This window comes from Micromonospora lupini str. Lupac 08 (assembly GCF_000297395.2).
Lineage (GTDB): Bacteria > Actinomycetota > Actinomycetes > Mycobacteriales > Micromonosporaceae > Micromonospora > Micromonospora lupini.
In genome coordinates this window covers 2,238,709-2,262,964 of the sequence record NZ_HF570108.1, presented here as the reverse complement: position 1 = coordinate 2,262,964, position 24,256 = coordinate 2,238,709, and the positions used below count along the sequence as shown (strand labels likewise).

Genomic DNA, 24,256 nt, shown 5'->3' with positions numbered 1-24,256 from the left:
AGGTTCGGGGGGATCTACCCGCCACCGCGCCGACGACTCCTCCCGGCGGCGATTGCGGACCGCGACGCGCGGATGTCCCGGTCGTGGTGGTGCGGCGGCGATCGGCCGGCAGGCGACGGGGTTAGCCGCTCGGGCGGCGGGTAAGCCGCATCGCCCGACACGGCGGAAGGGGATCACATGTCCGAACGACACACCGCACTGCGCTCGATGCACGATCTGGGTCTGGCGGCCTGGTTCGGCGGCTCCCTCATGGGTGCCTTCGGCGTCAACGGCGCAGCGGCGAAAATCAACGACTCCACCCAGCGACTTCCGGTCGCCTCGGCCGGATGGTCGAAGTGGACACCTGTCAACGCGGCCGCGATCGGCGCGCACCTGGCGGGGGCGGTCGGCGAACTGGTCACGGAGAGCCCTCGGGTGGCGGCCCAGCGCGGAGTGGGCCGGGCCAGCGCCCTCAAGACGGCACTGACGATCGGCGCGCTCGCGGTCACCGGCTACAGCCGGTTGGTCGGCATGCGGCTGGAGAAGGCCGGCGGTCCACCGGTGAACGGCGCCACCGAGCCCAACCACCAGACGCCGGCAAGCGTCGCCTCCTCACAGCGGCAGATGAAGCTGCTCCAGTGGGCGATTCCGGCGTTGACCGGATCGCTGGTCGTGGTCACCGCGTACATGGGTGAACAGCAGAAGCCCGGGCAGGTGCTGCGCGGGATCCTCAGCCGCACCGGCGGGATGCGCAACGCCCCGATGGGCATCGCCAAGATGGGCATGGGTATGGGCGCCGGCAAGCGGCAGATGGCCATGGCGGGACGCTGAGCGTCGGGCCGGCCGGCATCCCGCCGGACCGTCGACGACGGGGCACCGGCCGGCCCTGCGAGCCCGCCACGCCGCACGGCGTGCCGAGCGGGCAGGACCGGCCCGGTGACGGGCAATCCGTCCGTCGGTAGCGGCGGACCGACGAGCGAGGTGGCCATGACGGCACACGAGGGACGCAGTAGTCACGGCGGTGACCGGCCGGAACCGGAGGCGGTCAACCCGTGGGGCACCGGCGACGGTTTCGACGCCGACGCGCCCTGGGGCGCGGACAACGACTCGCCGATGGACGAGGGCAGCGAGGAGACGGCGGTGCCCGAGGGGCGACGCGGTGAACGACGCGCCGGCGCTCCGGCCGGAAAGAGCGGTCCGGCCGGTCGGCACGGCTTCGGTTCGGTCGAGCCCACCCGGACCACGATGGCCGGGCCGGGCGCGCCACCGGACCCGGCGCCCAGCGGCCGGAGCTTCCCCGACGACGCGGACGTCAACGAGCGGACCCAGGACGCGCTACGCAGCCGAGGTCGACGCTCCTGATCAGCCCCGCTGCCCGCGTGCCCCGCCCGGAACGGGGGGTACGCGGGCAGCAGGCCGTCAGCCGGTCGACGCGGCCCGCGCCGCGACCGTCGCACCGTCGGCCGCTCGACGCGGCCCGGCGGGCGCCCGGGGCTCGGCGAACATCGTCTCGGCGAGCACCTGTGCGAGCCGGGTGGCGTCGCGCTGGGCCTGCCCGGCGCAGCAGTTGTTGAACAGCACGTGCAGGTCGTCGACGTCCGCGGCCAGCTCCGCCAGCCGCCCGGCCCAGTCCCGCAGCTCCGACTCGTCGTACGCGTAGCGGAACTTGTCCTGCTTGTCGCCGTCGCGCCACGCGTCGCTGTGACCGTGGAAGCGGACGATCGCCGGCTCCGACGTGCGGGTCAGGATCGGCGGCACCGACGACGGATGCCCCTGCGGCATGTCGACGCAGACCAGGGAGAGGTCGTGCGCGCGCAGCAGGTCCAGGGTCGTGGCCGTCGCGGCCCCGTCGAACCAGGAGCCGTGCCGCAGCTCCACCGCCACCCGCCACGGCCGGCACCGCTGCGCCAGCTCGACGATCCGGCGTTCGGCGGCGGCGCCGCGCGCCAACCAGGGCGGAAACTGCAACAGCACCGCACCCAGCTTGCCGGCGGCCGCGATCGGGTCCAGCGCCGCGCGGAAACGGGCCCACAGCTCGTCGTACGCCTGCTCGGGCAGGTCGCGACGGCGGATCCGGCTCGGACCGGCGGCCGGCCGCAGGTCCCGGGGCAGCGCGGCGACCGGCGTCGGATGACCGGTGAAGAGGCTGAACGCCTTGACGTCGAAGGTGAAGTCGTCGGGCGTCGCGTCGACCCAGCCGTGCGTGGTCTCCGGCACCGGAACGGCGTAGTAGGACGTGTCCACCTCGACAAGCGGGAACCGGCCGGCGTAGAAGGCCAACCGGCCGGCCGGCGTGTTGGCGGAGCGCGGATACCAGCCGGAGCGCAGCAACGTCTGGTCCGCCCAGGACGACGTGCCCACCTTGATCACACCCATGTCGTTCAGTGGACAGTCCCGCGCCCCGATCGGCAACCGCTGGCGGCCGGCGCTCTCGTCGTGTCCACCTCGAAGTGTCGGTGCCCGGTCCTACGCTGAGGCCGACCGGACCTCGACGGAAGGGCACCACCATGACCAGCACCGCGCAGCTCACCGGGGAACGAGCCGACCTGCTGCAGACGCTGCGCCGGCACCGGGGCTTCCTCCTGCAGACCGTCGACGGGCTGACCGACGAGCAGGCCGCCGCGCGGAGCACGGTGAGCGAGCTCTGCCCCGGCGGGCTCATCAAGCACGTCGCCGGCACCGAGGAGCGGTGGATGCTGTTCGCCGTGGGTGGCGCCGAGGCGATGCAGCGCGAGGAGATCGACTGGGTCGGTCAGTTCCGGATGGCGCCGGGCGAGACCCTGGCCGGGCTGGTCGAACGGTTCCGCGCCGTGGCCGACCACACCGACGGGCTGATCGCCACCCTCGATCTGGACGCGGCCCACCCGCTGCCGCAGGCCCCGTGGTTCGAGCCGGGTGCGAGTTGGACCGTCCGCCGGGTGCTGCTGCACCTCATCGCCGAGACGTCGCAGCACGCGGGGCACGCCGACATCCTGCGCGAGGCGATCGACGGGTCGAAGACCATGGGCTGAGCCCCGGTCGACCCTCGGGCGCTTCGCCTCGTGCTGTCACCACCGTTCCCGCCCGGGATGAGGATGTGACATCGCCCGCGGGGTCGGCGCTGAGGGACAGAGATGAGCGCCTACCGGATGGACCAGGAAACCGTCGAGCGGCTGCTCGGCGGTTTCCCCGTCGACCCGTCGACCGGCACCCGTCCGGTGGTGCTGCTCCTGACGGCGGTGCGCGCCGCGCCGCGCCCCGACGAGCTGGCCGGCCTGGGCCTCGCCGTGCAGGGTTTCCGCCGCGCCCAGGCGCACCGCCGACGCACTCCCCCGGCCCCCGCGTTCCGTCCCCCGATCAGGACGCCGACGGTACGACTGGCCGGATCGACGGCCGCTGACTCACGGTCGCCGTCGGGTCCGCGGGCGGGCCCCCGGGTGGGTGGAGCGGTCACCGGCGTACGCGTCGGTGTGCCCCCAACGGCCGGGGATGTCGAGCAGTTCGACACCACCGAAGCCGTTGGGCAGGGCCGGATTCACCAGCAGGTCCTCGCCGGTGGGTCGCAGGCCCAGCACGGTGCCCAGCAACATCAGCAGCGCACCCGAGGACCACGACTGGGGACGACCGGCCGAGGGCAACTGGACCGGATACTTCGTCAGGCTCCGCTCGTAGCCGGCGATCAGCTCCGGCACCGCCCCGCCGAGCGTCTGCGCCATGTCGAAGATGCCGGCCGCGATCCGGGCCGCGTGCACGTCGAAACGGTAGTGCCGCAGACCGGCGGCGATCAGGGCGTTGTCCGACGGCCACACCGCCCCCAGGTGCGAGCCCACCGGGTTGTACGGGCGCTGCCCGGTGGCGAACGTCCGCACGCCCCAGCCGTTGAACAGCCGCGGCCCGAGCAGATGCTCGGCGACCGCCTCGGCACGATCGTCCGCGACGATCCCGCTCCACAGCAGGTGCCCGATGTTGGACGCCAGCGCGTCGACCGGCTCGCCGTACGGGTCCAGCGCCAAGGCGTAGTACTCCCGGTGCGGCAGCCAGAAGTCCCGGTTGAACCGCTGCTTGAGCGCCGCCGCCTCCCGGTCGAGCCGGTCGGCGTACTCGGGCTCGCCCCAGAACTCGCGAGCCAGCCGGGCGCCGCGCCGCTTCGCGTCGTACGCGTAGCCCTGCAACTCGCAGGTGGCGCGGGGAAGCGCGGGCAGCCGACCGTGCGCGTCGACGATCGCGTCCCGGGAGTCCTTCCAGGACTGGTTCACCACGCCGTGCCGCTCGTTGCGGCGCTGGTAGCGCAGGTAGCCGTCACCGGTCAGGTCGCCGTACTCGTCGATCCAGTCCAGCGCCAGGCGGGCCGGGTGGCGCAGCTCGCGGACCAGGTCCGCGTCGCCGGACCAGCGCTCGTACTCGTCGAGCAGGATCACGAACAGCGGGGTGGTGTCGGCCGCGCCGTAGTACAGCGCGTTCGGCCGCTCGCCGAACGCGGCCAGCTCGCCGTAGCGCAGCTGGACCAGGATCTTGCCCGGCTCCTCGTCGTGGTCGTCGTCGAGCTGGCCACCCTGGAGAAGCGCCAGCATCCGCAGCGTCGCGCGGGCCAGCTCGGGGGTGAACGCCAGGCTCTGCAGGCAGGCGATGATGGCGTCCCGCCCGCACATTCCCATCGCCCACGGCAGGCCGCCGACCGGAACCCGGTCGGGGTACGCGAGCGGTTGGTACCGCAGCGCCGCCAGGGCGGCCAGAGCGCCCTGGTACGTCTCCTCCAGGCCGTCCCGTTCGGCCACCAACTGCGGGGCCCGGCTCAGCCACGCGGTCAGGTCGTCACTCATTCCGTCCCGCACGATCCGTTGGTGCGACTCCAGTTCGGCGCGCATGTCCCGGTCACCCTCGCCCTGCATCGTCATGCTGACGTGCAGGGTGGTCTCCCACGTCCCCTCGGACGGGACCCGGATCCGGAACGTGAACCCCGCCTCGTCGACCTCGGCGGGGGCGGTGCTGCGCACCGTGGTGACGCGGCCGAACCGCTCCCGCTCGTAGCGCAGCACGAGTGCCGCGCGGTCGGTGTCGGTCTCGACGTGGACGACCCGCGGTCGGGGCTGTGCGACGTCGGCGATCTCGGCGATGTCGGTGAAGTCGGCGCTCACCTCCATCCGCACGGTGAAGTCGGCGGGCGTCGCCGAGTGGTTGAGCACGGTGATCTGCTCGTGCAGGCAGTCGTGCACCGAGCGGTGGCGGATGATCGACACGTCGGCGTCCACGTAGTGGCTCGCCGCGCCCGGCACCAGGAAGAACCGGGTCTCGAAGTACGTCATGTCGTCGCGGGAGAGCGCGTTGAGACGTTCCCCGTCGACGCTGAGCACCCACCGGGACAGGAACCGGGTGTCGAACGAGAAGAGACCGACAGGCGCCTGCGGATCGACCTCCATGTCGCCCTGGGCGTCGCTGATCGCGAACACGTTGCCGGCGATCACGTGCACCTGCTCCTGCCTCATCGCGACCCCTCCCGTTCCGCGAGGGCCGCCCGGCCCAGCGCACGGGGATGGCGGGCACCGGCCGGGCCGGGGAAGATCCGGCGCAGCAGCATCAGCAGCGCCATGTCGCCGCGCACGGTCAGCTCGTTGCGCAGCAACGCCTCGGCGAGGTGCAGTTGGCCGGTGGCGAGCTGGTCGAAGACCGCCCGATCCGCGCGGACCAGCAGATCGGCGTCGTCGGCCGACCGGGTCACCCGCACGTGCTGGTCGGCGACGGTCAGGTACCAGTGATCGGTGCAGCCCTCGCCGCGCATGTCCAGGCGCAGCGTCCCGGCGGTCGTCGCGGGCAGGTCGGGGCGCCGGCCCTGGTCGAGGTCCTGCAGGAACCGCGCCGCCGTCGTGCCCATCAGGTCACCTCCCGCATCCCGACAGGATCACCCGGCGCGGGGTGAGCGGGAGTCACCCGAACCGGGTGAACCGGAGGACGCGGGTGAGGGACTAGTCGGCCTTGACGAGGCCCCGGACGTAGGCGGCCTGCCCGGCGTGTTGCAGGTCGTCGTCGGCGATGCTGACCAGCCGCACGCCGAGGGTGACCGGCGGGTCCCACGACTCGTCGACGACGCGGTCCAGGTCCGCCGGTCGCAGCCCGGCCAGGAACGATCCGGTACGCGCCGCGACCGCCTCGAAGTAGTCGATCAGCGCCTGTGCGCTCTCCGGCCGCACCTTCGCCACCTGTGCGGGCGTGTGGCCGTAGCCGGTGTTGTCCGGGTCGGCGGTGAGCCCGAACCGCCCCGCCCAGTCCCCGCTCACCCAGATCTGCTCGGCGTCGAGCAGGTCGGCGACGTGGTGGTCCTGGACGCGGGTCAGGTGCCAGACCAGCCACCCGACCGGGTTGGCGCCCTCGGCGGGCGCCCGGAGCAACTGCTCCGGGGTGAGGCCGTCGACCGCCGCGCGGACGAGGTCGGGCAGCCGGTCGTACGTCTCGGTCAGCAGGTCACTCACGTCCACGGGGTCACGCCTCCTGGTCTGTTTCCGAGCACGGTACCGCCGGACAGGGACCGCCAAACCTCGGCCGCTACGGTGATCACGTGGTCGCGGCGCTGGAACTGTATCTGGACCCGGATGCCACTCGGCGGATCCGGGTGCTGTGGGACGCGTTGGAGGCCGAGGGCGTGCAGAGCATGCGCTCGCTGCTGGAGCAGCGTCACCGTCCGCACCTCTCGCTCGCGGTGGCGCCCCGCTTCGACCCCGAGCAGGTCGCCGAGGCGCTGCGCGGAACCGTCGTGGCGGCCCCCCTGCAACTCGACTTCCAGCACGCGGGGCAGTTCGTCGGACGGGTGCTCTGGCTCGGTCCGACGCCCACACCGGAGTTGCTGGCCCACCACCGGTTGGTGCACGGTCTGCTCGCCGACGCCGGCATCACCCTGGCCGGGCACTACCAGCCGGGGCGCTGGGTGCCGCACTGCACGCTGTCCATGCGGGTGCCGAACGCGCTGATGGCGACGGCGGTGCGCCGCTGCCTGGAGGTGCTGCCGCTGGCGGCGACAGTGGTCGGCGCGGCGCTCACCGACCACGCCCGCGGCATCGCCCACCCGCTGCCCTAGTAGCCCAGGACCGGCTGTCGTGCTGCTTCTGCACGGCTGGCCGTACGACATTCACAGTTTTGTCGAGGTCGTGCCCCTGCTGACCGACGCGGGCTACCGGGTCATCGTGCCGCACCTGCGGGCTGTTCGTCTCGTCGACGCGCCTCGACGAGCCGTACTCAGTCGAGCGGTCGGTTGTATTCGTGGAAGCCGACGACCTTGCCGTTGCGGACCATGATGTGAATGCAGTGCCGGGCGGCGTACGGCTCGTTGAAGAAGACGCCCCGGGCCCAGTCCTCGAAGACGACGCGATCCTCGGCGACGGTCTGGGAAATCACCTCGACCTTGTCGAAACGGCTGGCACCAGGCGCGAACACGCTGAAGAACCCGACCAGTTTCTCGCGCCCTTCGGTGCCGGTGAAGTGCCCGGTCTGCGGAGCCGGGAGGATCACGTCCACCTCATCGTCGAACAGGTCGAAGAAGCTCTCCCACGCACCGGTCTGGAACCCCTGGATCAGGGCGTCGTACGCCGCGTTGGCGATCACTCGAACATCGTCGCTCATTGTGTGTTCCTTCTGAATCGGCTCTTTGCCAGGTCGATGCGGGCTGGAGTGTGTCCACTCCCGGACGCCGTACGAGGAGCACGACGCCCGCCCGCTCATCGACCCGAGGGGCCGCTGTGGGTCGGACCGGTACCGGTCAGACCCACAGCGTCAACAACTGCCGCATGGACGTTTCGTACGCCCACCGGCGCCGCCACACGTCGTCGCCTCGTGGCGGCGATGGTGCGGGGGTCAGGTGACGTTGCGGATGGTGCCGCCGTCGACGCGGATGTTGGCGCCACTGATGTAGCCGGCCAGCGGACTGGCGAGGAAGGCGACCGCCGTGGCGATCTCCTCCGGCCGGCCGAGTCGGTCGACGTCGTTGGGCACCAACTCGTTCGTCGCGCCCAGCTCGATCTGCTCCCAGGTCTCGCCCCAGCCCCGCTCCGGAGCGATCTCGATCAGCAGATCCTTGACGGCGTCGACGAGGATCGCTCCGGGCGCGACGATGTTGGACGTCACGCCGGTGCCCTTCAGTTCCCGGGCGAGCGACACCGCCAGGTTGTGTCGGGCGGCGAGAGTGGCGTTGTACTGCGGGTGCTGGAACAACGGCTGGGTCGCGAGGCCACCACCAATGGTGATGACGCGTCCCCAGCCACGCTCGCGCATGGCTGGCACAAACCGCTGGATCATCCGTACGCCGGAGATGACGTTGCCCTCGTAGGTCTCGCGCCAGGTGTCCGGGGTGGCGTCGGTCCAGGACAGGTGCTTGTAGGCGCCGGCGTTGTTGACCAGGATGTCGACCGGGCCTGCGGCCAGAGCCGCCGCGGCCACCGCGTCCGCACCCTCGTCGGTGGTGAGATCACCGAGCGCGACGTCGGCTTTCCCGCCGTCTGCGCGGATCGCCTCGGCCACCGCCGTGGCCCGCTTCTCGCTGCGCCCGTGCACGATCACCTGCGCGCCTTCGGTGGCGAGCAGTCGCGCCATCGCCGCACCGAGCCCGGAGCTCGAACCGGTCACCAGGGCATGCTTGCCAGTCAGCTGCAGGTCCATCAGATTCTCCTTCACTCTCGGCGTCAGGCTGCTATGTCTACGACTGTATACATCACGGAACGCAGTAGTCTACACTCGTAGACGTGACCGCAGACACAGACGAACCCCGAGACGGGCAGCGACGGCGCGACGCCCGCGCCACCCGTGAGGCGATCCTGAACTCCGCGATAGAGGCGTTCACCCGGCTGGGCTACGACGGCGCTGGCGTACGGGAGGTCGCCGGGGGCGCCGGAGTGACCGCGATGCTTGTCAACCGCTACTTCGGCTCCAAGGAACAGTTGTTCGCCGAGGCGGTCGACCGCTCGTTCACTCCGCGAACGGTCGTCAGCGACGACCCGAGCGCGCTGAGCGAACGGACGGCGGCCAGGTTGGCGGCGCGCACCTCGCCAGAGGCAGACGACCTGGACCCGTTCGTGCTGATGCTGCGATCAGTGGCCAGTCCCCGGGCCGCGGAGATCATCCGTGCGGGCATCGAGAAGCACGTGGGACGACACCTGACCGACCTCCTGCCCGGGCCCGATGCCGCCCCACGCGCGGAACTGCTTCTCTCCCTGATCGCCGGAGTGTGGTTGATGCGAAAGGTCATCGCGACCCCGGCACTCACCGACATGGATCAAGGCGCCCTCACCCGCCAACTGCACGATCTGATGGAGGTCCTCGTCAACGCACCGCCGTCCACCAGCGGCGGCGGCTCCGACGGGTCCTAGCCCTCGTCACCTCTCGCGTCTCCGCCGCGAGACCGTCGCCCCGGCCGTCGCGGCGAGCGTGACCGACGCCCCGGCGACAAGCAACAGGCGCGGACCCAGCGGGGCGAGCACCCCGGCCAGGCCGGTGCCGAGCGAGGCGGCAGCCACCTTCAGCGCGGCCGTGGACACGAACACCTGTGCCCGCACGGCGTCCGGCGCGTACGCCGACCGGGCGGCCAGGGTGGCCGCGAAGAGCGGCGCGGTCGCCGCCCCGGCCAGCGCGAACGCGGCGACCGCCACCGGGAAGCCGGGCACGGCTCCGCAGAGCGCGACCGCCACCGCGCCGAGCGCCGCCCATCTCATGGTGAGCCGCTCCGGCGGGCCGGTCAGCGGGAACGCCGTGACCAGGAGCGCGGCGACGAGGTTTCCGCCTCCGTAGGCGGCGGCGAGCAGCGCACCGGAGACCGCCTCCCGGCCGAGGTCCGCCGCCAGCATGACGGCGAGCACCGAGATCGCCCCACCGGTGAGCGCGCCGACCATGGTGACCCCGGTGACCCGGCGCAGCGGCCCGGGTCCGAGCAGCGCCCGCAGTCCGCCGCGCGCGGCGGGCACGCTCCGCGCCGGACCGCCTCCGGGCACGCGCGCCGGCAGTGTGCCCACCAGGGCCGCCGCGACCACTGTGGCGGCGGCCAACCCGAGCAGGGACATCCGGGGTCCGGCCACCGCGGCGAGCACTGCCACGAGGGCCGGGCCGGCGCTGCCGCCCACCCCGTACGTCACCGCGTCCCAGCCCTGTCCCCGGCGCTGCGCCCGCTCGTCCGGGGCGAGGAGCGCGGCCAGCCGGCTGCTCAGACCCCCCGTCAGCAGCGGCCCGCAGGCCCCGGCCACGATCAGCAGCGCGGCGGGCACACCCACCGGCACCCGGCCGAGCAGCAGCGCCGCCAGCGCGACCGCTCCGGCGTACGTGGCGAAGGCGGCGGCAAGCAGGCCCCGACCGTCCCGTGCCCGGTCCAGCGGACGGGCGAGCAACGGCCCCAGCAGATGCGGCGCGGTCAGGCAGGTGGCCAGTAGCCCGCCCAGCAGCGCCGGACGACCGGCCCCGACCTCCGGCAGGGTGGCCAACAGGACCACCCCCACCGCGGCACCGGCATCCGCACCCCGGGCGAGCGTCGCCGCGACGAGGTAGTGGGGCAACGACCGGCGGCTGGGAACGGCGGGTGCGGCCGTGTCGAGAGCTTCACTCACCCGTGCCTCGCTACCCGGTCGACCGGTCGATGCAACCTCGAGGCGAGATGTCCGGTTTGGCGGGCGACAGTCGGGAAACCGAAAACAGGGGGTGCGGATGCGCCCGGGCGTGGGATGGTTCGACGTGGATGCCGTACCGGTGGCGACCCGCGCGAGTGGGCGCCCGGCCGGGGGCGCGGGCGCACACCGCGCCGCCCGCGGCGGCTTCGACGAGGAGAGGCAGGGCCCATGCAGGCTCAGCGCAGGCCACCGCGCACGGAGCGGAGCCAGACCAGCCACGACCGGACCGGTGGCGGGATGACCGGGGCGGCCACCCCACTGACCATCTGGGCCGCCGCCGTGCTGCTCGGTCGCATCGGCGCCGGTGACGACGACAGCGAGGACGAGCGGCACATCCTGCGCGGCATCGAGTGAGCCTCGCGCCTCAGAGCCAGCCGCGCCGCTTGAAGACCAGGTAGAGGGTGCCGCAGACCAGCAGCATCAGCAGCAGCGCGAACAGGTAGCCGAAGCGCCAGTTCAGCTCCGGCATGTGGACGAAGTTCATTCCGTACACGGTGCCGATGAGCGTCGGAGCGAACAGGATCGCGGCCCACGAGGAGACCTTCTTCAGCTCCTCGTTCTGCGCGTAGCTGGCCGCGGTCAGGCTGCGCATCTCCTCGTTCTGCTGCTGCGAGACGAGGGTGGCGTTGACGGTGAGGATGTTCTGCAGCAGGTGCCGGAAGCCGTCCACCCGCTCGACCACCTGGGTGAGGTGGTCGGTCACGTCGCGCAGGTAGCGGCGCAACTCCTCGTCGGTGCCGTAGCTGCCGGCACCGGTGGCCAACGCGTCGAGCATGCCGAGCAGTGGGCGGGCGGCCCGCTGGAACTCGATGACCTCCCGGCTGAGCCCGTAGATGCGCCGGCTGGCGTTCGGGTCGCCGCCGAAGACCTGGGTCTCGATCTCGTCGATGTCGTTCTCCAGCCCGGCGACCACCGGCGCGTACCCGTCGACGACCTGGTCGAGGATCGCGTACAGGACCGCCTCGGGGCCCCGGGCGAGCATCGGCGCGTCGGCCTCCATGCGCCGCCGGACCGCGGCCAGGTCGGGGACCTCGCCGTGGCGGACCGTCACCACGAAACCGGGTCCGATGAACAGGTGCAGTTCGGAGAACTCGACCTCCTCCCGCAGGTCGTCGTAGCGGGCGGCACGCAGCACCACGAAGAGCGTGTGCCCGTACCGCTCCAGCTTGGGACGCTGGTGGGCGTTGATCGCGTCCTCCACCGCCAGGTCGTGCAGGCGGAACTCGCGCGCCAGCGAGGAGATCTGGTCGATGTCGGGCCGGTACAACCCGATCCAGGCCATCGCGTCGTCCTGCTCCTGCAGGCAGGAGTACGTCTCGGCGAGGCCGGCCGGCGAGGCGAACCGGTGCCCCCGGATGTAGACGGCACTGTCCACCATGCCACCGGCGGGCGGTGGCGGCTCGGGCGGTGGCGGCACGCCGACGTGGGTCTCGTGCTCGTCGAGTTGGCGACCGAAGCCACCACCCGGGCGGAAGCGACGGCCGCCGACCATGACCCGCTCCTTCCCCGGTGGCATCCCGTCCGGCGGCCACCCGGCCCGACCGGACGGTTCTGCGCGGGGGCGCCGGAGGCGCTGCATCCCCCCTGCCCCCGGGCCGAAACCCTCCGACGGGCCGGCCGTCGCCACAGGCGACGGGCGGGTTCGGCGTACCCGGGACGGGCGCGCGCGACGGGGCGGATACTCGCGGTGACCATGGGCGGAGGACGGGGGAAGCGCCGGTGCAGGGCAACAGGCGCGCCGGGCGGCTGCGCGGTTGGCTGCTCGACGGCGGTACGGAGCAGGCCGCGCGGCATCCCGGCCCGCACGGCCGCCCGCCGGAGGACCGGCACCACCCGTGGTGGAAGGTGATGTGCCTGACCGGTGTCGACTACTTCTCGACGCTGGGCTACCAGCCGGGCATCGCGGCGCTGGCCGCCGGGGCGCTGTCGCCGGTGGCGACGCTGGTGCTGGTGCTGGTGACGCTGCTGGGCGCGCTGCCGGTGTACCGCCGGGTGGCGGTGGAGAGCCCGCACGGTGAGGGCTCGATCGCGATGCTCGTACGCCTGTTGAGCTACTGGCCGGGCAAGCTGTTCGTGCTGGTGCTGCTCGGTTTCGCGGCCACCGACTTCATCATCACCATCACCCTCTCGGCGGCCGACGCGACAGCCCACATCGACGAGAACCCGTTCTGGCCGAGCGGGCTCAAGGGACACGAGGTGGCCATCACGCTGCTGCTGGTGGCGTTGCTGGGCGCGGTGTTCCTCAAGGGATTCGGGGAGGCCATCGGCATCGCGGTCGTCCTGGTCGCGGTCTACCTGGCGCTGAACGCGGTGGTCATCGCCGACGCGCTCTGGCGGGTGGTGACCCACCCCAGCGCGGTCGGGGACTGGACGACCGCGCTGAGCACCGGGCACGGCGATCCCCTGCTTGTGGTCGGGCTGTCCCTGCTGGTGTTCCCGAAGCTGGCGTTGGGCCTGTCCGGTTTCGAGACCGGGGTGGCTGTGATGCCGCACATCCGGGGGGACCGCCAGGACTCGGAGGACCGGCCGCTGGGCCGGATCCGGGGCGCGCGGCGGCTGCTCACCACCGCCGCCGCGACGATGAGCGTCTTCCTGATCACCAGCAGCGTGACCACCACAGTGCTGATCCCACCGGAGGCGTTCCAGCCCGGCGGTCCGGCGAACGGCCGGGCGCTGGCCTACCTGGCGCACCAGCACCTCGGTGGGGTGTTCGGCACCGTCTACGACCTGTCCACGATCGCGATCCTGTGGTTCGCGGGGGCGTCGGCGATGGCCGGGCTGCTCAATCTCGTACCCCGGTATCTGCCGCGCTACGGCATGGCGCCTGCCTGGGCGCGGGCGGTCCGGCCGCTGGTGCTGGTCTTCACGGCAGTGGCGTTCCTGATCACGGTGGTCTTCTCCGCAAGCGTGGACGCGCAGGGCGGCGCGTACGCCACCGGGGTTTTGGTGTTGATCACCTCGGCGGCGACGGCCGTGACCCTCGCGGCCCGGCGACGGCGGCAGCGGGCGCGGACGTGGGCGTTCGGCGCCATCGCGCTGATCTTCGTTTACACCACAGTCGCGAACGTCGTGGAACGCCCCGACGGCGTCAAGATCGCGGCCTGTTTCATCGGCGGGATGATCCTGGTGTCGGTGCTGTCCCGGATCATGCGGGCCTACGAGCTGCGGGTCGACCACGTCGAGCTGGACCGGGCGGCCGCCCGGATGATCGACGAGCGCGCCACCCGTCGGATCCGCCTCATCGCGCACGAGCCGCAGCGCCGCGATCCGGCCGAGTACCGCGCCAAGCTGGCACAGACCATGGCGGACAACGACTTCCCCGACGACAGCGACGTCATCTTCGTCGAGGTCCACGTCAGCGACCCGTCGGACTTCGAGACCGACCTGCTGGTGCGCGGCAGCGTGGCGCACGACAGCTACCCGGTGCTCAGCCTGACCGGCTCCTCGGTGCCCACCGCGCTCGCCGCCCTGCTGCTGGAGATCCGCGACCGGAGCCGGCGACGCCCCCACATCTACTTCGAGTGGAGCGAGGGTGGCCCGGGTCGCAACATCCTGCGCTACCTGGCGTTCGGGCAGGGCGCCATCGCCTCGGTCACCCGGGAGATCCTGCGTCGCCAGGAGCCCGACCCGCGCCGCCGGCCGCACGTGCACGCCGGTTGACCTGCGGGTCGAACCGTCGCGTGGCGGGTGAGCGTGGTCATAACGGCTGGACGGTGCACCGGGCGGGGCTGCTAGCCTCGGCGCAGGTCATGAGCGCCAGCGCGAAGCCCCGGCTCGCTGGCCGGCAACCCTCCTCCGCGGTGGGGTGCCCCGGGTGAAGACCAGGCACCGGCAGGACGCCGGTGCAAGCGTGGCCTGGCACCCAGGTCAGCACCAGACCCGGGAGACCGTATGCGCATCCTCAGCTCCACCCCACCGGCCGGTCGGCTCACGCCGACCCTGACCCGGCGACGGCACGTGGACCTGATGCGAATGTGCAGCGCGGCGTGTCGCCGCCGCACCGCGCACTGACGCGTCCCTCTCCCCACACCCATTTCCCGCGGTACGCCCATCGGGCGGACCGTCGGCGGCGCATGTCCGTGCCCGCCGAGACGCACCCCTTTCGGAGACACCTGTGCGATTCCTTCCTGCCCTGACCCGCGTCGCCGCCCTGGGCGCGGCCGCCGTCCTGGCCACCACGGCGCTGACCGCCTGCGGCGACGACGCGTCGACCGACACCGCCGCCAACCCGTACGGCCTGGCGCAGGCCGGCGTGCTGCGAGCCGGCACGCTCACCGACGCCCCGCCGAACGTGTACCTCAAGGACGGTAAGTTCACCGGCTTCGACAACGACCTGCTGACCGCGGTCGCCGGCAAGCTCGGCCTCACCGTCGAGTTCGTCGGCACCGACTTCTCCGCGCTGCTCTCCCAGGTCAACAACCACAAGTTCGACGTGGGCAGCTCCTCGATCACGATCACCGAGGCGCGCAGGAAGACAGTCGACTTCGGCAACGGCTACGACTTCGGCTACTTCGGCCTGGACGTGCCGGCCGGCTCGCCGATCACCGGGTTCGACCAGCTCGCCGGCAAGCGGGTCGTCGTGGTGCAGGGCACGGTCCAGGACGACTACGCCACCGGCAAGCAGCTCGACCCGGTGCGGGTACCCGACTACAACGGCGCGATCAACCAGCTCAAGGCGGGCACCGCCGACGCGTGGATCGCCCCGGCGGAGATCGGCGAGAAGTCGGCCGCCGACAGCAACGGCAAGATCACCGTGGCGGCCAAGCAGCTCAGCCCGGCGCCGACCGCGTACGCAGTGGCCAAGGGCAGCGACAAGCTGCGCGAGGCGCTGAACAAGGGCCTCGACGAGGTGATCGCCGACGGCACCTGGAGCCGGTTGCAGGCCCAGTACTACCCGGGCCGGCCGATCCCGGCGGACTTCACCCCGGGCAGCGGCACCGTCGCGGCGCCGTCCGCGTCCGCCGTGCCGTCCGCGTCCGCCGTGCCGTCGGCGTCGGCCGTGCCGTCGGCGTCGGCCGTGCCGTCGGCGTCGGCCGCGTCCTGAACCGGTGACGAGCGAGCGGGGCGGTAGGAGAGGCGACCGATGGATCCGTTGAGCACGCTGTGGGAGACCTTCTTCGACGCCGACGCGATGCGCGAGGCGTTGCCCGAGATGCTTACCGTCGGGCTGCCCAACACGCTGATCCTGGCGGTCTCCGCCGCCCTGCTCGGCACGGTGTTCGGCCTGCTGCTGGCCGTCGCCGGCATCTCCCGCAGTCGGTGGCTGCGCTGGCCGGCCCGCGTCTACACCGACGTGTTCCGGGGGCTGCCGGCCGCGGCGACGATCCTGCTGATCGGCGTCGGGCTGGCACCGCTCGGCATGCGGGTCTGGGGACCGGACCCGTACCCGCTGGGCATCCTCGCGCTGTCGCTGATCGCGGCGGCGTACATCGGGGAGATCTTCCGCTCCGGCATCCAGTCGGTGGAGGCCACCCAGTTGGAGGGCGCGCGGGCGCTCGGCTTCTCCTGGGCCGACGCGATGCGGCTGGTGATCATCCCGCAGGGCATCCGGCGGGTGCTGCCCGCCTGGGTCAACCAGCTCATCGCGCTGATCAAGGACTCCAGCCTGGTCTACTTCCTCGGCCTGGTGGCCAGCCAGCGGGAGCTGTTCCGCATCGGGCAGGACTACGCGGCCACCACCGGCAACGAGTCCGCGTTGCTGCTGGCGGGCCTGTTCTACCTGGCGTTGACCGTCCCGCTGACGCACGTCGTGAACGCGATCGACAGGCGGCTGCGCCACGGCCGGCCGGCCACCGCGCCCGACGACGAGGACGAGGACGTGGCGCTGTCCGGCGTCACGGACGGCAGCACGGAAGGGGACCGGCGATGACCACCCTCGCGACCACCACCTCGGTCAGCCTTGAGGCGCGCGACGTCCACCTGGCCTTCGGGCCGAACCGCGTGCTGCGCGGCGTCGACCTGACCGTGCCGCGCGGTGCGACGGCCTGCGTGATCGGACCGTCCGGGTCGGGCAAGTCCACTCTGCTGCGTACCCTCAACCGGCTCATCGAGCCCGACCGCGGCGACGTGCTGCTGGACGGACGCAGCGTCCTGCGCGACGACCCGGACGCGCTGCGCCAGCGGGTGGGCATGGTCTTCCAGCAGTTCAACCTGTTCCCGCACCTGAGCGTGCTGCGCAACATCACCCTGGCGCTGCGTCGGCTGCGCAAGCTCGGCGAGGACGAGGCGGTGGCTGTCGCCCGCGCCCACCTGGAGCTGGTGGGGATCGCCGGCAGGGCCGACTCCCGGCCGGCGCAGCTCTCCGGTGGTCAGCAGCAGCGGGTGGCGATCGCCCGGGCGCTGGCGTTGCGGCCCGAGGTGATGCTCTTCGACGAGGCCACCTCGGCGCTCGACCCGGAGCTGGTCAAGGGGGTGCTCGGGGTGATGGCCGACCTGTCCGCCGCCGGAATGACCATGGTGGTGGTCACCCACGAGATGGGCTTCGCCCGGCACGTCGCCGACACCGTCGCCTTCATGGACCGGGGTGTGGTGCTGGAGGCCGGCCCGCCGGAAAGGATCTTCGAGGGGGCCGAGCATCCCCGGCTGCGCCGCTTCCTCGCCCAGGTGCTCTGAGCCAGGCGCTCAGCCCGCCTGGCGGCGCAGGTGCCCGGCGAACGCCTTCAGGTCGCCGAGCAGTTCCAGGATGGCGTTGCGGTACGCGACCGACGCCCACAGGTGCAGCTCCTCGTCGTCCAGCCCGCCGAACGCCAGCGACAACGCCTTGCGTCGACGCCGGTCGAGCACCTTGTGCGGGCGGGCGAGCAGGTCGCCCTCGCGGCGCAGCGCCTGGACGTAGGCGGCCACCGCCTCCTGGTAGTGCCGACCGGCGACCCGCTCCAGCAGGGTGAACTCGAAGACGTTCAACGCCGCCTCGGAATCCCAGTACGCGCTGTCGCGCACCGGGGCGCTCGCCACGTGCCGGCCCATGGCGTGTCGGGCCTCGTACAGCAGCAGCACGCCCCGGCCGGTGGTGCTCAACGGCCGCCGCGGCGACGGCAGACGCAGCGTGCGCACCGGCGCCGCGGCGGTCAGGTCCACCGCCCCGGCGTACGTCGGCATGCGGCGCGTTCCCGACGCCGACTCCGGCAGCAGGCAGGCCCGCTCCTGGTAGGGCAGCGGGCCACCACCCTGGGGCACGGCGCGCACCGTCGCGGCGTGCAGCTCGGCCAGGGGCCGGTCGTCCGGGGCCCGGCCCGGCGGCAGGGTGAGCACGAGACCGTCGACGCCGGGCACCGGCACGCCCAGCACGCAGGAGTTGCGCAGGAACGCCCAGGTCGCCGCCGCCTCACGGATGCCGCTCGCCACGGCCTGCGCGTCGGCACGCCAGTCCTGGGCGATCCGCAGCCGCTGGTGGAGGTCGGCGGTCGCGGCGCCGTCGTGCGGGTACAGCTCACGGACGGCCCGGGACAGCGACCCGAGGCGCAGCTCCAGCGGGTCGCCGGTGGGCGGGGGCATGGCGTGGCGGGGACAGTCGGCGGTCGAGTGCGGGTCACCGTCGACCGCGTGGCAGTCGCCCAGCCAGCTCGCGCCGGGCGGACCGGACGGACGGGCGAACGCCAGGTGGGGCAGCCGGCCGGTGCGCAGCACCGTCTCGTACTGGGGTCGGGCGCGCCCGGCGCGCAGCACGTCCAGCGGCAGCACCGGCGCCAGCGCCAGCACCCCCGCGAGGACGACGCAGTGCGGGCAGGCGTCGCGCACCCGGTAGCGGCGCAGATGGTCCACGCCGGGCTGCTCCCACTGGACACCGACGACCGCGTCGTCGGACGCCATCAGGTAGAGGAACTCGGTGGCGACGCGCTCGCGGGTGACCGCCACCAGCTCGTCGAGGAACTCGCGCTCGGTGACCGCCCGCAGGTCGGCCTCGCTCGCTCCGGTGGTCACGGGCACCCCCTCGCGGACCGAACACATCGACGGACGCCGAACCGCCTTTCACCGTACCCGCCGACGACGTGGCCGAACGTCCCGCACCTGCGTGGGGCGGTGTCACCAATCCGTCAGGCCCGAACCAGCGGTCCCGGCGGGTTTTCAGTCGTTGGGTCCCCGCCCCAGCAGCCGGATCTCCTCGTTGTCCAGGGCGGCCTGAAGCTCCTGGAGCACCAGGTCGTCGATCTCCCGGTTGTCGCGCAGCCGGGTCAGCTCCCGCCGCTTGTGCGCGAGGACCCCGAGGCGCAGTCGGCGGTCCAGCCGGCGTTCCTCGGCGGTACGCCCACCGCTCTCGTTGAAGTCCTCCAGGTGCCGCTGGTACTCGGCCTGCAACCGACGTACCGTCTCCCCCTCGACGCCGACCTCGGCGGCGACGCGGGGCAGCGCGTCCAGGCCGGCCTGGGTGGCGCGCTGGCGGGCCTGCCGGGTCTCGTCGACGCGTTCGGGGTCGCCGGTCAGCCCCGCCCAGCGCACCACGAGCGGCAGGGTGGTGCCCTGCACCAGCATGATCAGGACGATCACCAGCGCGGTGACGAAGATGATCAGGTCGCGTTCGGCCACCGGTGTGCCGGCGGCCGTCATCGTCGGGACGGCCAGTGCGGCGGCGAGCGACACGGCGCCCCGGAAACCGGACCAGCCGGCCACGGTCCCCACCCGCCAGCCGGATGTCGGCTGGTCCTGGTCCAGCATCCGGCGGCGGCGCAGCCTCGCCGACTCCGTCGTCAGGTAGACGAACAGCAGTCGGGTGGCGACGACGACCGGGGTGACCACCAGCACGATCGCCAGGGCCCGGCCCGGCGAGGTGCTGGAGATGCTCCGCACCGCGCGGGGGATCTGCGTGCCGAGCAGCACGAACAGTCCGCCGTTGATGAGGAACGTGGACAGGTCCCAGAACGCGTACGCCAGCACCCGGGACCGGGCGCGGATCACCCGGGGACCGGCGTAGGCCAGCACCAGGCCGGCGACAACGACCGCCAGCACACCGCTGGCGTGCACCGAGTCGGCGAGCAGGAACGCGCCGAACGGCGTCAGCACGCTCAACGCCCCCTCGCGCAACGGGTCGTCGAGTCGCTTCCGGATGAGCACCACGACGGCGCCCACCAGCAGACCGGCGACCACCCCACCGACGCCGGCGCCGACGAACTCCTCGCCGATGCCCAGCACCCCCGGCTTGTCGCTGTGCGTGAGCAGACCCACGGTCACCGCGAAGATCACCAGGGCGCTGCCGTCGTTGATCAGGCTCTCCGCGTGCAGGGTGGTGAGCAGCTTCCGGGGCAGCCGCTTGGCCAGGCCGGTGACCGCGGCGGCGTCGGTCGGCGCGAGGACCGCGCCGAGCACCCAGGCGGCCGCCGGGTTCACGCCGAACGCCTGCGCGGTAAGCGACACCGTGACCATGGTGAGCACCACGAGCACCACGGCGAGCAGCCCGATCACCGGCAGGTTGGCCCGGATCTCGCGCAGGCTGATGGTGAGGCTCTCCCGGTAGAGGATCGCGGGCAGGAAGATCAGCAGCACCAGGTCCGGCTCCAGGGTCACCTCGGACAGCGGCGGCACCAACCCGAGCAGCACTCCGAAGGCGATGAGCAGCACCGGCGGCGCGACCCGGTACCTGCCGCCGAGGGTGGTCCCGACCAGGACGGTGCCGCCCAGCACCACGATCAGGACGAGCACCTCCACGGCGTACCCCCTCGATCCCCGGCCGGCGACGGACGCCGGCGGTTCCATCTGACCGCACCCCGGATGCCCGTTCCACACGAACCGGCAAGTCGCCGGCCACGGAAAGGCCCCGGCCGGGCTCAGGTCGGATCGTCGGCGCGGGCGCGCGCGACGAGCAGGCGGGCCGTACGGCGGTGCCCGGCGGCTTCCTCGTCGCGGCCCAGGGCGGTGGCCAGGTCGGCGAGGTGCCCGGCCACCGGGCCGACGGTGAGCACCCCGCTGCCGGCGGCCAGTTCGTCGGCGGCCGGCCGGAGCGCGGCGGCGACCCGCTCCATGGTGGGCCGGTCGCCGACGGCGACGGCGGCCCGGGCGGTGAGGCACAGCCGCACCTCCCGCAGCAGGTCGTGCGGCCCGTCCGGGAGGACCCGCAGCGCCGCACGGGCGGCGGCGTGGTCGCCGTCCGCGGCGAGCAGCAGCGGTCGGACCCACGGCTCGTACGGCCCCCAGTCCAGGCTCGCCCAGTCCTCGTCGTCCGGCCCGGGGATCGGCTGCTGACCGGCCGGCACGTCGACACGTGTTCGGCGCGCACCTGCCGGGGCGTGCGCCAGTGGGTCGGCGCCGACGGCGTCGGACAGGCGCAGACCGAGCAGGGCGAGGGGCAGCAGACCGTGGGCCAACCCCGGCATGGCCTCGGCGGGGAGCCGTTCGGCAGCCGCCCGGTACGCGGTCGCCGCCGCCTCCCGGTCGCCGTCCAACGCTTGGCGCAGCGCGGCGTACCAGCCGGTGAAGACCCCGACCAGCGGCAGCTCGTACCGCTGCGCGAGGCGGTCGGCGGCGCGGGCGTGCCCGTCCGCTCCGGCCCGGTCCGCCCGCGCGCAGCACGACTGGACTCCGATGAGGTGACCCAGTACCTCGAAGGTCACCAACTGGCGCGCGGCGGCCAGGTCGACCAGCTCCGCGCCGATCCGGGCCCGCTCGGCGGCCAGCCCGACGCGGTGGAAGGCGTGCATGAAGCGCGCGTTCAGCGCGAAGGCCAGCAACCCCGGGTCCGCGACGGTCCGGGCGATCCGCTCGGCCTCGGCGGCGGCCCGGCGACCTCGGTCACCTGTGGTGCCGCGCAGCTCCAGCGCGAGCGTGCTCAGCAGCCGGCTGCGCTGCGCCGAGCCGGTCGGGCCGAGGCCGGTCAGGGCGTGCTCGGCGGCGCGGACGATCCGCTCGGAGAGCCTGTCGTCGTCGTTGCGGGTCCAGATGGCGGGCACGTCGAACCCGGCCAGCACCTCCGCCGCCAGCCGGGGGTCACCGACCGCCTCGGCGTCGGCTATCGCCTCGGCGCGGCATCCGCGCGCCCGCGCCAACCGGCCCGTCACCGCCAGAGCCCGCCCCAGACCGAGCACCGCGCTCAACCGCTCGCGCCGCTCGGTCCCGCCGGCCCGGTCGTACGCGTCGACGACCTGCGCCCACAGCCGGGCCGCCTCGTGCGGGTTGCCGTCGCGTTCGGCCTGTTCGGCAGCGGTGCGGGCGTAGCCCGCGGCCCGGAGCGCTGCGGCCGGCCCGCCGGCGCTCAGCAGGTGGTGGGCGAGCGTGGCGGGGTCGACGGGCTGACACCGCTGCAACGCCTCGGCCACGGCGGCGTGCCAGGCCGCGCGACGCGCCGCGGACAGGTCGGCGTAGAGCGTGTCGCGGACCAGGATGTGGGTGAACCGCAGTTGACCGTCGGGCTCGCGCTCGGTCAGGAACCCGGCCTGCAACGCGCGGTCCACGGCGTCCAGCAGCACCGCCGGGTCGCCGGTCAGCGCGCCGAGCACCGTGGGGTCGACGTCCCGGCCGAGCACCGCCGCCTGCCGCAGCACGGTACGGGTCGCCGCGGGCAGTTGTGCGAGGCGGTGCCGGATGACGTCACGCACCCCGGGCGGCACCTCCGCCAGCGCCGAGCCTCCCGCGCCGGCGTACAACTGGACCAGTTCCCGGACGAAGAACGGGTTGCCGCCGCTGCGGTGGTGGATCAGCCCGACGGTCGGCGGGTCAAGCTCCGTTGCGACGAGGGCGCGGGCCAGCTCGCCGGTCGCCTCGGGAGACAGGCCGCCGAGGTACACGCGCACCGGTTCGAGCCCGGCGGAGCGGGCCAGGGCGGCGGTCAGCTCCGGGCTGATCTCGGTGGCCCGGTAGGTGCCCAGGACCAGCACCGGCCCGGTGGCCGGCTGCGGCCCGGTGAGCAGGGCGGTGAGCAGATCCAGTGTGTCGCCGTCGGCGCGGTGCAGGTCGTCCAGGACCAGCAGGACGGGCGCCCGGTCGGCGACGGCGGAGACCACCGACGCCACCGCCCGGTGCCGACGGAAGCGGGCCACGGCGGGATCGGCCGCGTCGCCGGTCCCGGCCGTCCCGCCACCGTCCACCGGCACGTCGACCCCGGAAGGCTCGCCGGACCCGGAAAGCCCGCCCGACCCCACCGGCCCGCCCGACCCCACCGGCCCGCCCGGCCCCACCGGCCCGCGCGACGCTGCCGGCTCGGTGAGCGTGTCGGTGATCTGGGTCCACGGCCAGGCGGCCGGGGCGCCCTCGTACTCGGGGCTGCGGCCCCAGGCCGTGGTCCAGCCCTCGGCGGCGAGCTGCCGGGTCAGCGCCTCGGCCAGGGCGGTCTTGCCGGCGCCCGGATCCCCACTGAGCAGGGCGAGCGTGGGCCGCCCGGACGCGGTGGCGACCCGGCCGGCGTGCCGCAGCCGCTCCAGCTCCACGTCCCGTCCGACGAACGGCCGCCGCGGCGCCGGTCCCGACGCGCCGTCGCGAACGGGTCCGGCACGGTCCGGGACGGCCACGGCGGGGGTCAGGTGTGCCGCCTGGGCCAGGATGTCGGCCTCCAGCCGACGCAGCTCCGGCCCCGGGTCCAGACCCAGCTCCGCCACCAGCACGTCGCGGGCCTCGCGCAGCGCTGCCAGCGCCTCGCCCTGCCGGCCTGCGCGGTACCGGGCCAGCGCGAGCAGCCGCCACGCGTCCTCCCGCAGTGGATGGCCGGCGAGGTGGGCGGGCAGGTCGGCGGCGGCCTCGTCCGGACGGCCCAGCGCGAGCAGCGCCTCGGCACGCCGCTCGACGGCGAGCATCCGCGACTCGTCCAGGCGGTTGATCTCCGCGACGGCCCAGAGGGCGCCCGCGCAGTCCGCGTACGCGGGCCCGCGCCAGAGCGCGAGCGCCTCGTCCAGCGCGGTCAGGGCCGGCCCGGGGAGTTCCCCGGTCAGCAGCCGTCCCGCCTCGCCGACTGCCGCCTCGAAGCGGTAGGCGTCCACCGCGTCCGGGGCGGCCCGCAGCGCGTACCCCGGAGGCTCGGTGACCAGGAGGCGGGGTGGCTGCCGGGGCGGCCGGTCGGGCTCCAACGCCCGACGCAGGTCGGCGACGAAGGTGCGGATCGCGCCCACCGCGCCGTCCGGGGGGACCTCCCACAGGTCGTCGACGAGGCGTTCCACAGGCACCACCCGGCCGTGGGCGATCAGCAACCGGGCCAGCACCAGGCGCTGCCGGGGCCCCCGCAGCGGGACCGGACCGCCCGCGGTGCTGGCGGTCACCGGTCCGAGCACGCCGAACGTCACCCCCACCGATGGCGTCGGTTGCCTGGTCATGGCACCAATCTAGGCGGCCGTGCCGGCCCGCACTGATTCGGCGCTGACCGTCTGGTGATCATCGCCGGGCAGCCTCGACGACGTACGACGGCGACGGGCGCTCCGTCCACGACACGGCCGACCGGACGGCCGGCAACCGGCTGCGGATGCCGGTGACCGTGCTCCAGCAGGACTGGGGCGCGGCGCTCGGCTACGACGCGGCGGCGGTGTGGCGGGCCTGGGCCCCGGACCTGGAGCACCAGACGGTCACCTGCGGTCACTTCATGGCGGAGGAGGCGCCGGCAGTGGTCGTCCGGGCGCTGCGCGACCTGCTGCTGCGCTGATCCGGGGCCGGACGACGCCGTAGCATTTCCGACACTTCCGTCAGCAATCGCGACGGGTCGCCGGCGTGCCCGCCACCCCTCGCGCGTGAACCACCCACACGTCCGGTAAACCGCCTCT

At 73.3% G+C, this 24,256-nt stretch carries 24 protein-coding genes and 1 riboswitch; of the genes, 13 read left to right on the top strand and 11 right to left on the bottom strand.

The genetic code is table 11. The annotated features are described in order from the left end of the window. Positions 1-177 precede the first annotated feature (177 nt). Together MILUP08_RS11575 and MILUP08_RS11570 are read left to right on the top strand one after the other, a co-directional pair. Entirely contained in the window at positions 178-810 is a 633-nt protein-coding gene (locus tag MILUP08_RS11575; protein ID WP_007457767.1) for a hypothetical protein, read from the top strand. 156 nt (positions 811-966) lie between these two features. Next, positions 967-1,341 carry a hypothetical protein gene (locus MILUP08_RS11570; RefSeq protein ID WP_007457766.1) on the top strand — a complete coding sequence of 125 codons (375 nt, stop codon included), beginning with the start codon at positions 967-969 and terminating at the stop codon, positions 1,339-1,341. A 57-nt stretch (positions 1,342-1,398) separates the two neighbouring features. Here the strand turns inward: MILUP08_RS11570 and MILUP08_RS11565 are convergent, their stop codons facing one another. Next, positions 1,399-2,355, bottom strand: coding sequence for a DUF72 domain-containing protein (locus tag MILUP08_RS11565; RefSeq protein ID WP_007457764.1), 957 nt, complete (start codon positions 2,353-2,355; stop codon positions 1,399-1,401). Positions 2,356-2,486: 131 nt separating this feature from the next. Here MILUP08_RS11565 and MILUP08_RS11560 point away from each other — a divergent pair, with 131 nt between their 5' ends. Further along, positions 2,487-2,990: a DinB family protein gene (locus tag MILUP08_RS11560; protein ID WP_007457762.1), complete on the top strand. Its 504-nt coding sequence runs from the start codon at positions 2,487-2,489 to the stop codon at positions 2,988-2,990. Between the two features lie 369 nt (positions 2,991-3,359). Here MILUP08_RS11560 and MILUP08_RS11555 read toward each other — a convergent pair whose 3' ends face one another. The 3 genes from MILUP08_RS11555 to MILUP08_RS11545 all read right to left on the bottom strand — a co-directional run bounded on the left by MILUP08_RS11555 (position 3,360) and on the right by MILUP08_RS11545 (position 6,428). Then, a complete protein-coding gene (locus MILUP08_RS11555) occupies positions 3,360-5,441 on the bottom strand; it encodes an amylo-alpha-1,6-glucosidase (RefSeq protein ID WP_007457759.1) in 2,082 nt (693 codons plus the stop codon). Next, complete coding sequence (locus MILUP08_RS11550) at positions 5,438-5,827, bottom strand: SCP2 sterol-binding domain-containing protein (protein ID WP_007457756.1); 390 nt, start codon at positions 5,825-5,827, stop codon at positions 5,438-5,440. The genes MILUP08_RS11555 and MILUP08_RS11550 overlap by 4 nt, the downstream gene beginning before the upstream one ends. Before the next feature lie 91 nt (positions 5,828-5,918). After that, a complete protein-coding gene (locus MILUP08_RS11545) occupies positions 5,919-6,428 on the bottom strand; it encodes a mycothiol transferase (protein WP_007457753.1) in 510 nt (169 codons plus the stop codon). Positions 6,429-6,508: 80 nt separating this feature from the next. Between MILUP08_RS11545 and MILUP08_RS11540 the strand changes: the two genes are divergently transcribed. After that, positions 6,509-7,024 carry a 2'-5' RNA ligase family protein gene (locus tag MILUP08_RS11540; RefSeq protein ID WP_007457752.1) on the top strand — a complete coding sequence of 172 codons (516 nt, stop codon included), beginning with the start codon at positions 6,509-6,511 and terminating at the stop codon, positions 7,022-7,024. A 19-nt stretch (positions 7,025-7,043) separates the two neighbouring features. Then, entirely contained in the window at positions 7,044-7,241 is a 198-nt protein-coding gene (locus MILUP08_RS37280) for a hypothetical protein (RefSeq protein ID WP_083915820.1), read from the top strand. Here the strand turns inward: MILUP08_RS37280 and MILUP08_RS11535 are convergent. Together MILUP08_RS11535 and MILUP08_RS11530 are read right to left on the bottom strand one after the other, a co-directional pair. Next, positions 7,183-7,566 carry a nuclear transport factor 2 family protein gene (locus tag MILUP08_RS11535; protein WP_007457751.1) on the bottom strand — a complete coding sequence of 128 codons (384 nt, stop codon included), beginning with the start codon at positions 7,564-7,566 and terminating at the stop codon, positions 7,183-7,185. The two genes, MILUP08_RS37280 and MILUP08_RS11535, sit on opposite strands and share 59 nt — an antisense overlap. Before the next feature lie 231 nt (positions 7,567-7,797). After that, positions 7,798-8,598: an SDR family NAD(P)-dependent oxidoreductase gene (locus MILUP08_RS11530; RefSeq protein ID WP_007457750.1), complete on the bottom strand. Its 801-nt coding sequence runs from the start codon at positions 8,596-8,598 to the stop codon at positions 7,798-7,800. A gap of 83 nt (positions 8,599-8,681) precedes the next feature. Here MILUP08_RS11530 and MILUP08_RS11525 point away from each other — a divergent pair, with 83 nt between their 5' ends. Then, positions 8,682-9,305, top strand: a complete 624-nt coding sequence (locus MILUP08_RS11525) for a TetR/AcrR family transcriptional regulator (protein WP_007457749.1) — start codon at positions 8,682-8,684, stop codon at positions 9,303-9,305. Between the two features lie 6 nt (positions 9,306-9,311). Here the strand turns inward: MILUP08_RS11525 and MILUP08_RS11520 are convergent, their stop codons facing one another. Continuing rightward, a complete protein-coding gene (locus tag MILUP08_RS11520; protein ID WP_007457748.1) occupies positions 9,312-10,529 on the bottom strand; it encodes an MFS transporter in 1,218 nt (405 codons plus the stop codon). Positions 10,530-10,757: 228 nt separating this feature from the next. On the opposite strand from MILUP08_RS11520, the gene MILUP08_RS11515 reads away from it, so the two are divergent. After that, positions 10,758-10,943, top strand: a complete 186-nt coding sequence (locus MILUP08_RS11515; protein ID WP_007457747.1) for a hypothetical protein — start codon at positions 10,758-10,760, stop codon at positions 10,941-10,943. 10 nt (positions 10,944-10,953) lie between these two features. On the opposite strand, the gene corA is transcribed toward MILUP08_RS11515, so the two are convergent. Further along, the gene (gene corA, locus MILUP08_RS11510; RefSeq protein ID WP_007457746.1) at positions 10,954-12,081 is read right to left on the bottom strand and encodes a magnesium/cobalt transporter CorA; all 1,128 of its coding nucleotides are present in this window, start codon (positions 12,079-12,081) and stop codon (positions 10,954-10,956) included. A gap of 227 nt (positions 12,082-12,308) precedes the next feature. Here corA and MILUP08_RS11505 point away from each other — a divergent pair, with 227 nt between their 5' ends. The 5 genes from MILUP08_RS11505 to MILUP08_RS11490 all read left to right on the top strand — a co-directional run bounded on the left by MILUP08_RS11505 (position 12,309) and on the right by MILUP08_RS11490 (position 17,201). Continuing rightward, positions 12,309-14,249 (top strand): APC family permease, encoded by a 1,941-nt coding sequence (locus tag MILUP08_RS11505; RefSeq protein WP_007457743.1) that lies wholly within the window; start codon positions 12,309-12,311, stop codon positions 14,247-14,249. A gap of 85 nt (positions 14,250-14,334) precedes the next feature. After that, a riboswitch (SAM riboswitch) is annotated at positions 14,335-14,446 on the top strand. A 34-nt stretch (positions 14,447-14,480) separates the two neighbouring features. Beyond that, positions 14,481-14,600 carry a putative leader peptide gene (locus tag MILUP08_RS37275; protein ID WP_337588107.1) on the top strand — a complete coding sequence of 40 codons (120 nt, stop codon included), beginning with the start codon at positions 14,481-14,483 and terminating at the stop codon, positions 14,598-14,600. A gap of 103 nt (positions 14,601-14,703) precedes the next feature. Beyond that, complete coding sequence (locus MILUP08_RS11500) at positions 14,704-15,633, top strand: ABC transporter substrate-binding protein (RefSeq protein ID WP_007457741.1); 930 nt, start codon at positions 14,704-14,706, stop codon at positions 15,631-15,633. A 39-nt stretch (positions 15,634-15,672) separates the two neighbouring features. Next, a complete protein-coding gene (locus tag MILUP08_RS11495; RefSeq protein ID WP_007457737.1) occupies positions 15,673-16,458 on the top strand; it encodes an amino acid ABC transporter permease in 786 nt (261 codons plus the stop codon). Next, the gene (locus MILUP08_RS11490; RefSeq protein WP_007457734.1) at positions 16,455-17,201 is read left to right on the top strand and encodes an amino acid ABC transporter ATP-binding protein; all 747 of its coding nucleotides are present in this window, start codon (positions 16,455-16,457) and stop codon (positions 17,199-17,201) included. Before MILUP08_RS11495 ends, MILUP08_RS11490 begins: the two co-directional genes overlap by 4 nt. Positions 17,202-17,210: 9 nt before the next feature. Here MILUP08_RS11490 and MILUP08_RS11485 read toward each other — a convergent pair whose 3' ends face one another. From MILUP08_RS11485 to MILUP08_RS11475, 3 genes are all read right to left on the bottom strand, one after another. After that, entirely contained in the window at positions 17,211-18,509 is a 1,299-nt protein-coding gene (locus tag MILUP08_RS11485; RefSeq protein ID WP_039905821.1) for a hypothetical protein, read from the bottom strand. Between the two features lie 144 nt (positions 18,510-18,653). Next, the gene (locus MILUP08_RS11480) at positions 18,654-20,276 is read right to left on the bottom strand and encodes a Na+/H+ antiporter (protein WP_051065696.1); all 1,623 of its coding nucleotides are present in this window, start codon (positions 20,274-20,276) and stop codon (positions 18,654-18,656) included. 71 nt (positions 20,277-20,347) lie between these two features. Beyond that, positions 20,348-23,815, bottom strand: a complete 3,468-nt coding sequence (locus MILUP08_RS11475; protein ID WP_007457728.1) for an ATP-binding protein — start codon at positions 23,813-23,815, stop codon at positions 20,348-20,350. Between the two features lie 146 nt (positions 23,816-23,961). Between MILUP08_RS11475 and MILUP08_RS34450 the strand changes: the two genes are divergently transcribed. Further along, a complete protein-coding gene (locus tag MILUP08_RS34450) occupies positions 23,962-24,138 on the top strand; it encodes a hypothetical protein (RefSeq protein ID WP_007457726.1) in 177 nt (58 codons plus the stop codon). The last annotated feature ends 118 nt before the right edge of the window (positions 24,139-24,256 follow it).

Coding starts and splice junctions, on each gene's coding strand:
- MILUP08_RS11575 (WP_007457767.1), top strand. CDS start 178: ATGTCCGAACGACACACCGCACTGCGCTCGATGCACGATCTGGGTCTG.
- MILUP08_RS11570 (WP_007457766.1), top strand. CDS start 967: ATGACGGCACACGAGGGACGCAGTAGTCACGGCGGTGACCGGCCGGAA.
- MILUP08_RS11565 (WP_007457764.1), bottom strand. CDS start 2,355: ATGGGTGTGATCAAGGTGGGCACGTCGTCCTGGGCGGACCAGACGTTG.
- MILUP08_RS11560 (WP_007457762.1), top strand. CDS start 2,487: ATGACCAGCACCGCGCAGCTCACCGGGGAACGAGCCGACCTGCTGCAG.
- MILUP08_RS11555 (WP_007457759.1), bottom strand. CDS start 5,441: ATGAGGCAGGAGCAGGTGCACGTGATCGCCGGCAACGTGTTCGCGATC.
- MILUP08_RS11550 (WP_007457756.1), bottom strand. CDS start 5,827: ATGGGCACGACGGCGGCGCGGTTCCTGCAGGACCTCGACCAGGGCCGG.
- MILUP08_RS11535 (WP_007457751.1), bottom strand. CDS start 7,566: ATGAGCGACGATGTTCGAGTGATCGCCAACGCGGCGTACGACGCCCTG.
- MILUP08_RS11530 (WP_007457750.1), bottom strand. CDS start 8,598: ATGGACCTGCAGCTGACTGGCAAGCATGCCCTGGTGACCGGTTCGAGC.
- MILUP08_RS11515 (WP_007457747.1), top strand. CDS start 10,758: ATGCAGGCTCAGCGCAGGCCACCGCGCACGGAGCGGAGCCAGACCAGC.
- corA (WP_007457746.1), bottom strand. CDS start 12,081: ATGGTCGGCGGCCGTCGCTTCCGCCCGGGTGGTGGCTTCGGTCGCCAA.
- MILUP08_RS37275 (WP_337588107.1), top strand. CDS start 14,481: ATGCGCATCCTCAGCTCCACCCCACCGGCCGGTCGGCTCACGCCGACC.
- MILUP08_RS11495 (WP_007457737.1), top strand. CDS start 15,673: ATGGATCCGTTGAGCACGCTGTGGGAGACCTTCTTCGACGCCGACGCG.
- MILUP08_RS11490 (WP_007457734.1), top strand. CDS start 16,455: ATGACCACCCTCGCGACCACCACCTCGGTCAGCCTTGAGGCGCGCGAC.
- MILUP08_RS11480 (WP_051065696.1), bottom strand. CDS start 20,276: ATGGAACCGCCGGCGTCCGTCGCCGGCCGGGGATCGAGGGGGTACGCC.
- MILUP08_RS11475 (WP_007457728.1), bottom strand. CDS start 23,815: ATGACCAGGCAACCGACGCCATCGGTGGGGGTGACGTTCGGCGTGCTC.
- MILUP08_RS34450 (WP_007457726.1), top strand. CDS start 23,962: ATGCCGGTGACCGTGCTCCAGCAGGACTGGGGCGCGGCGCTCGGCTAC.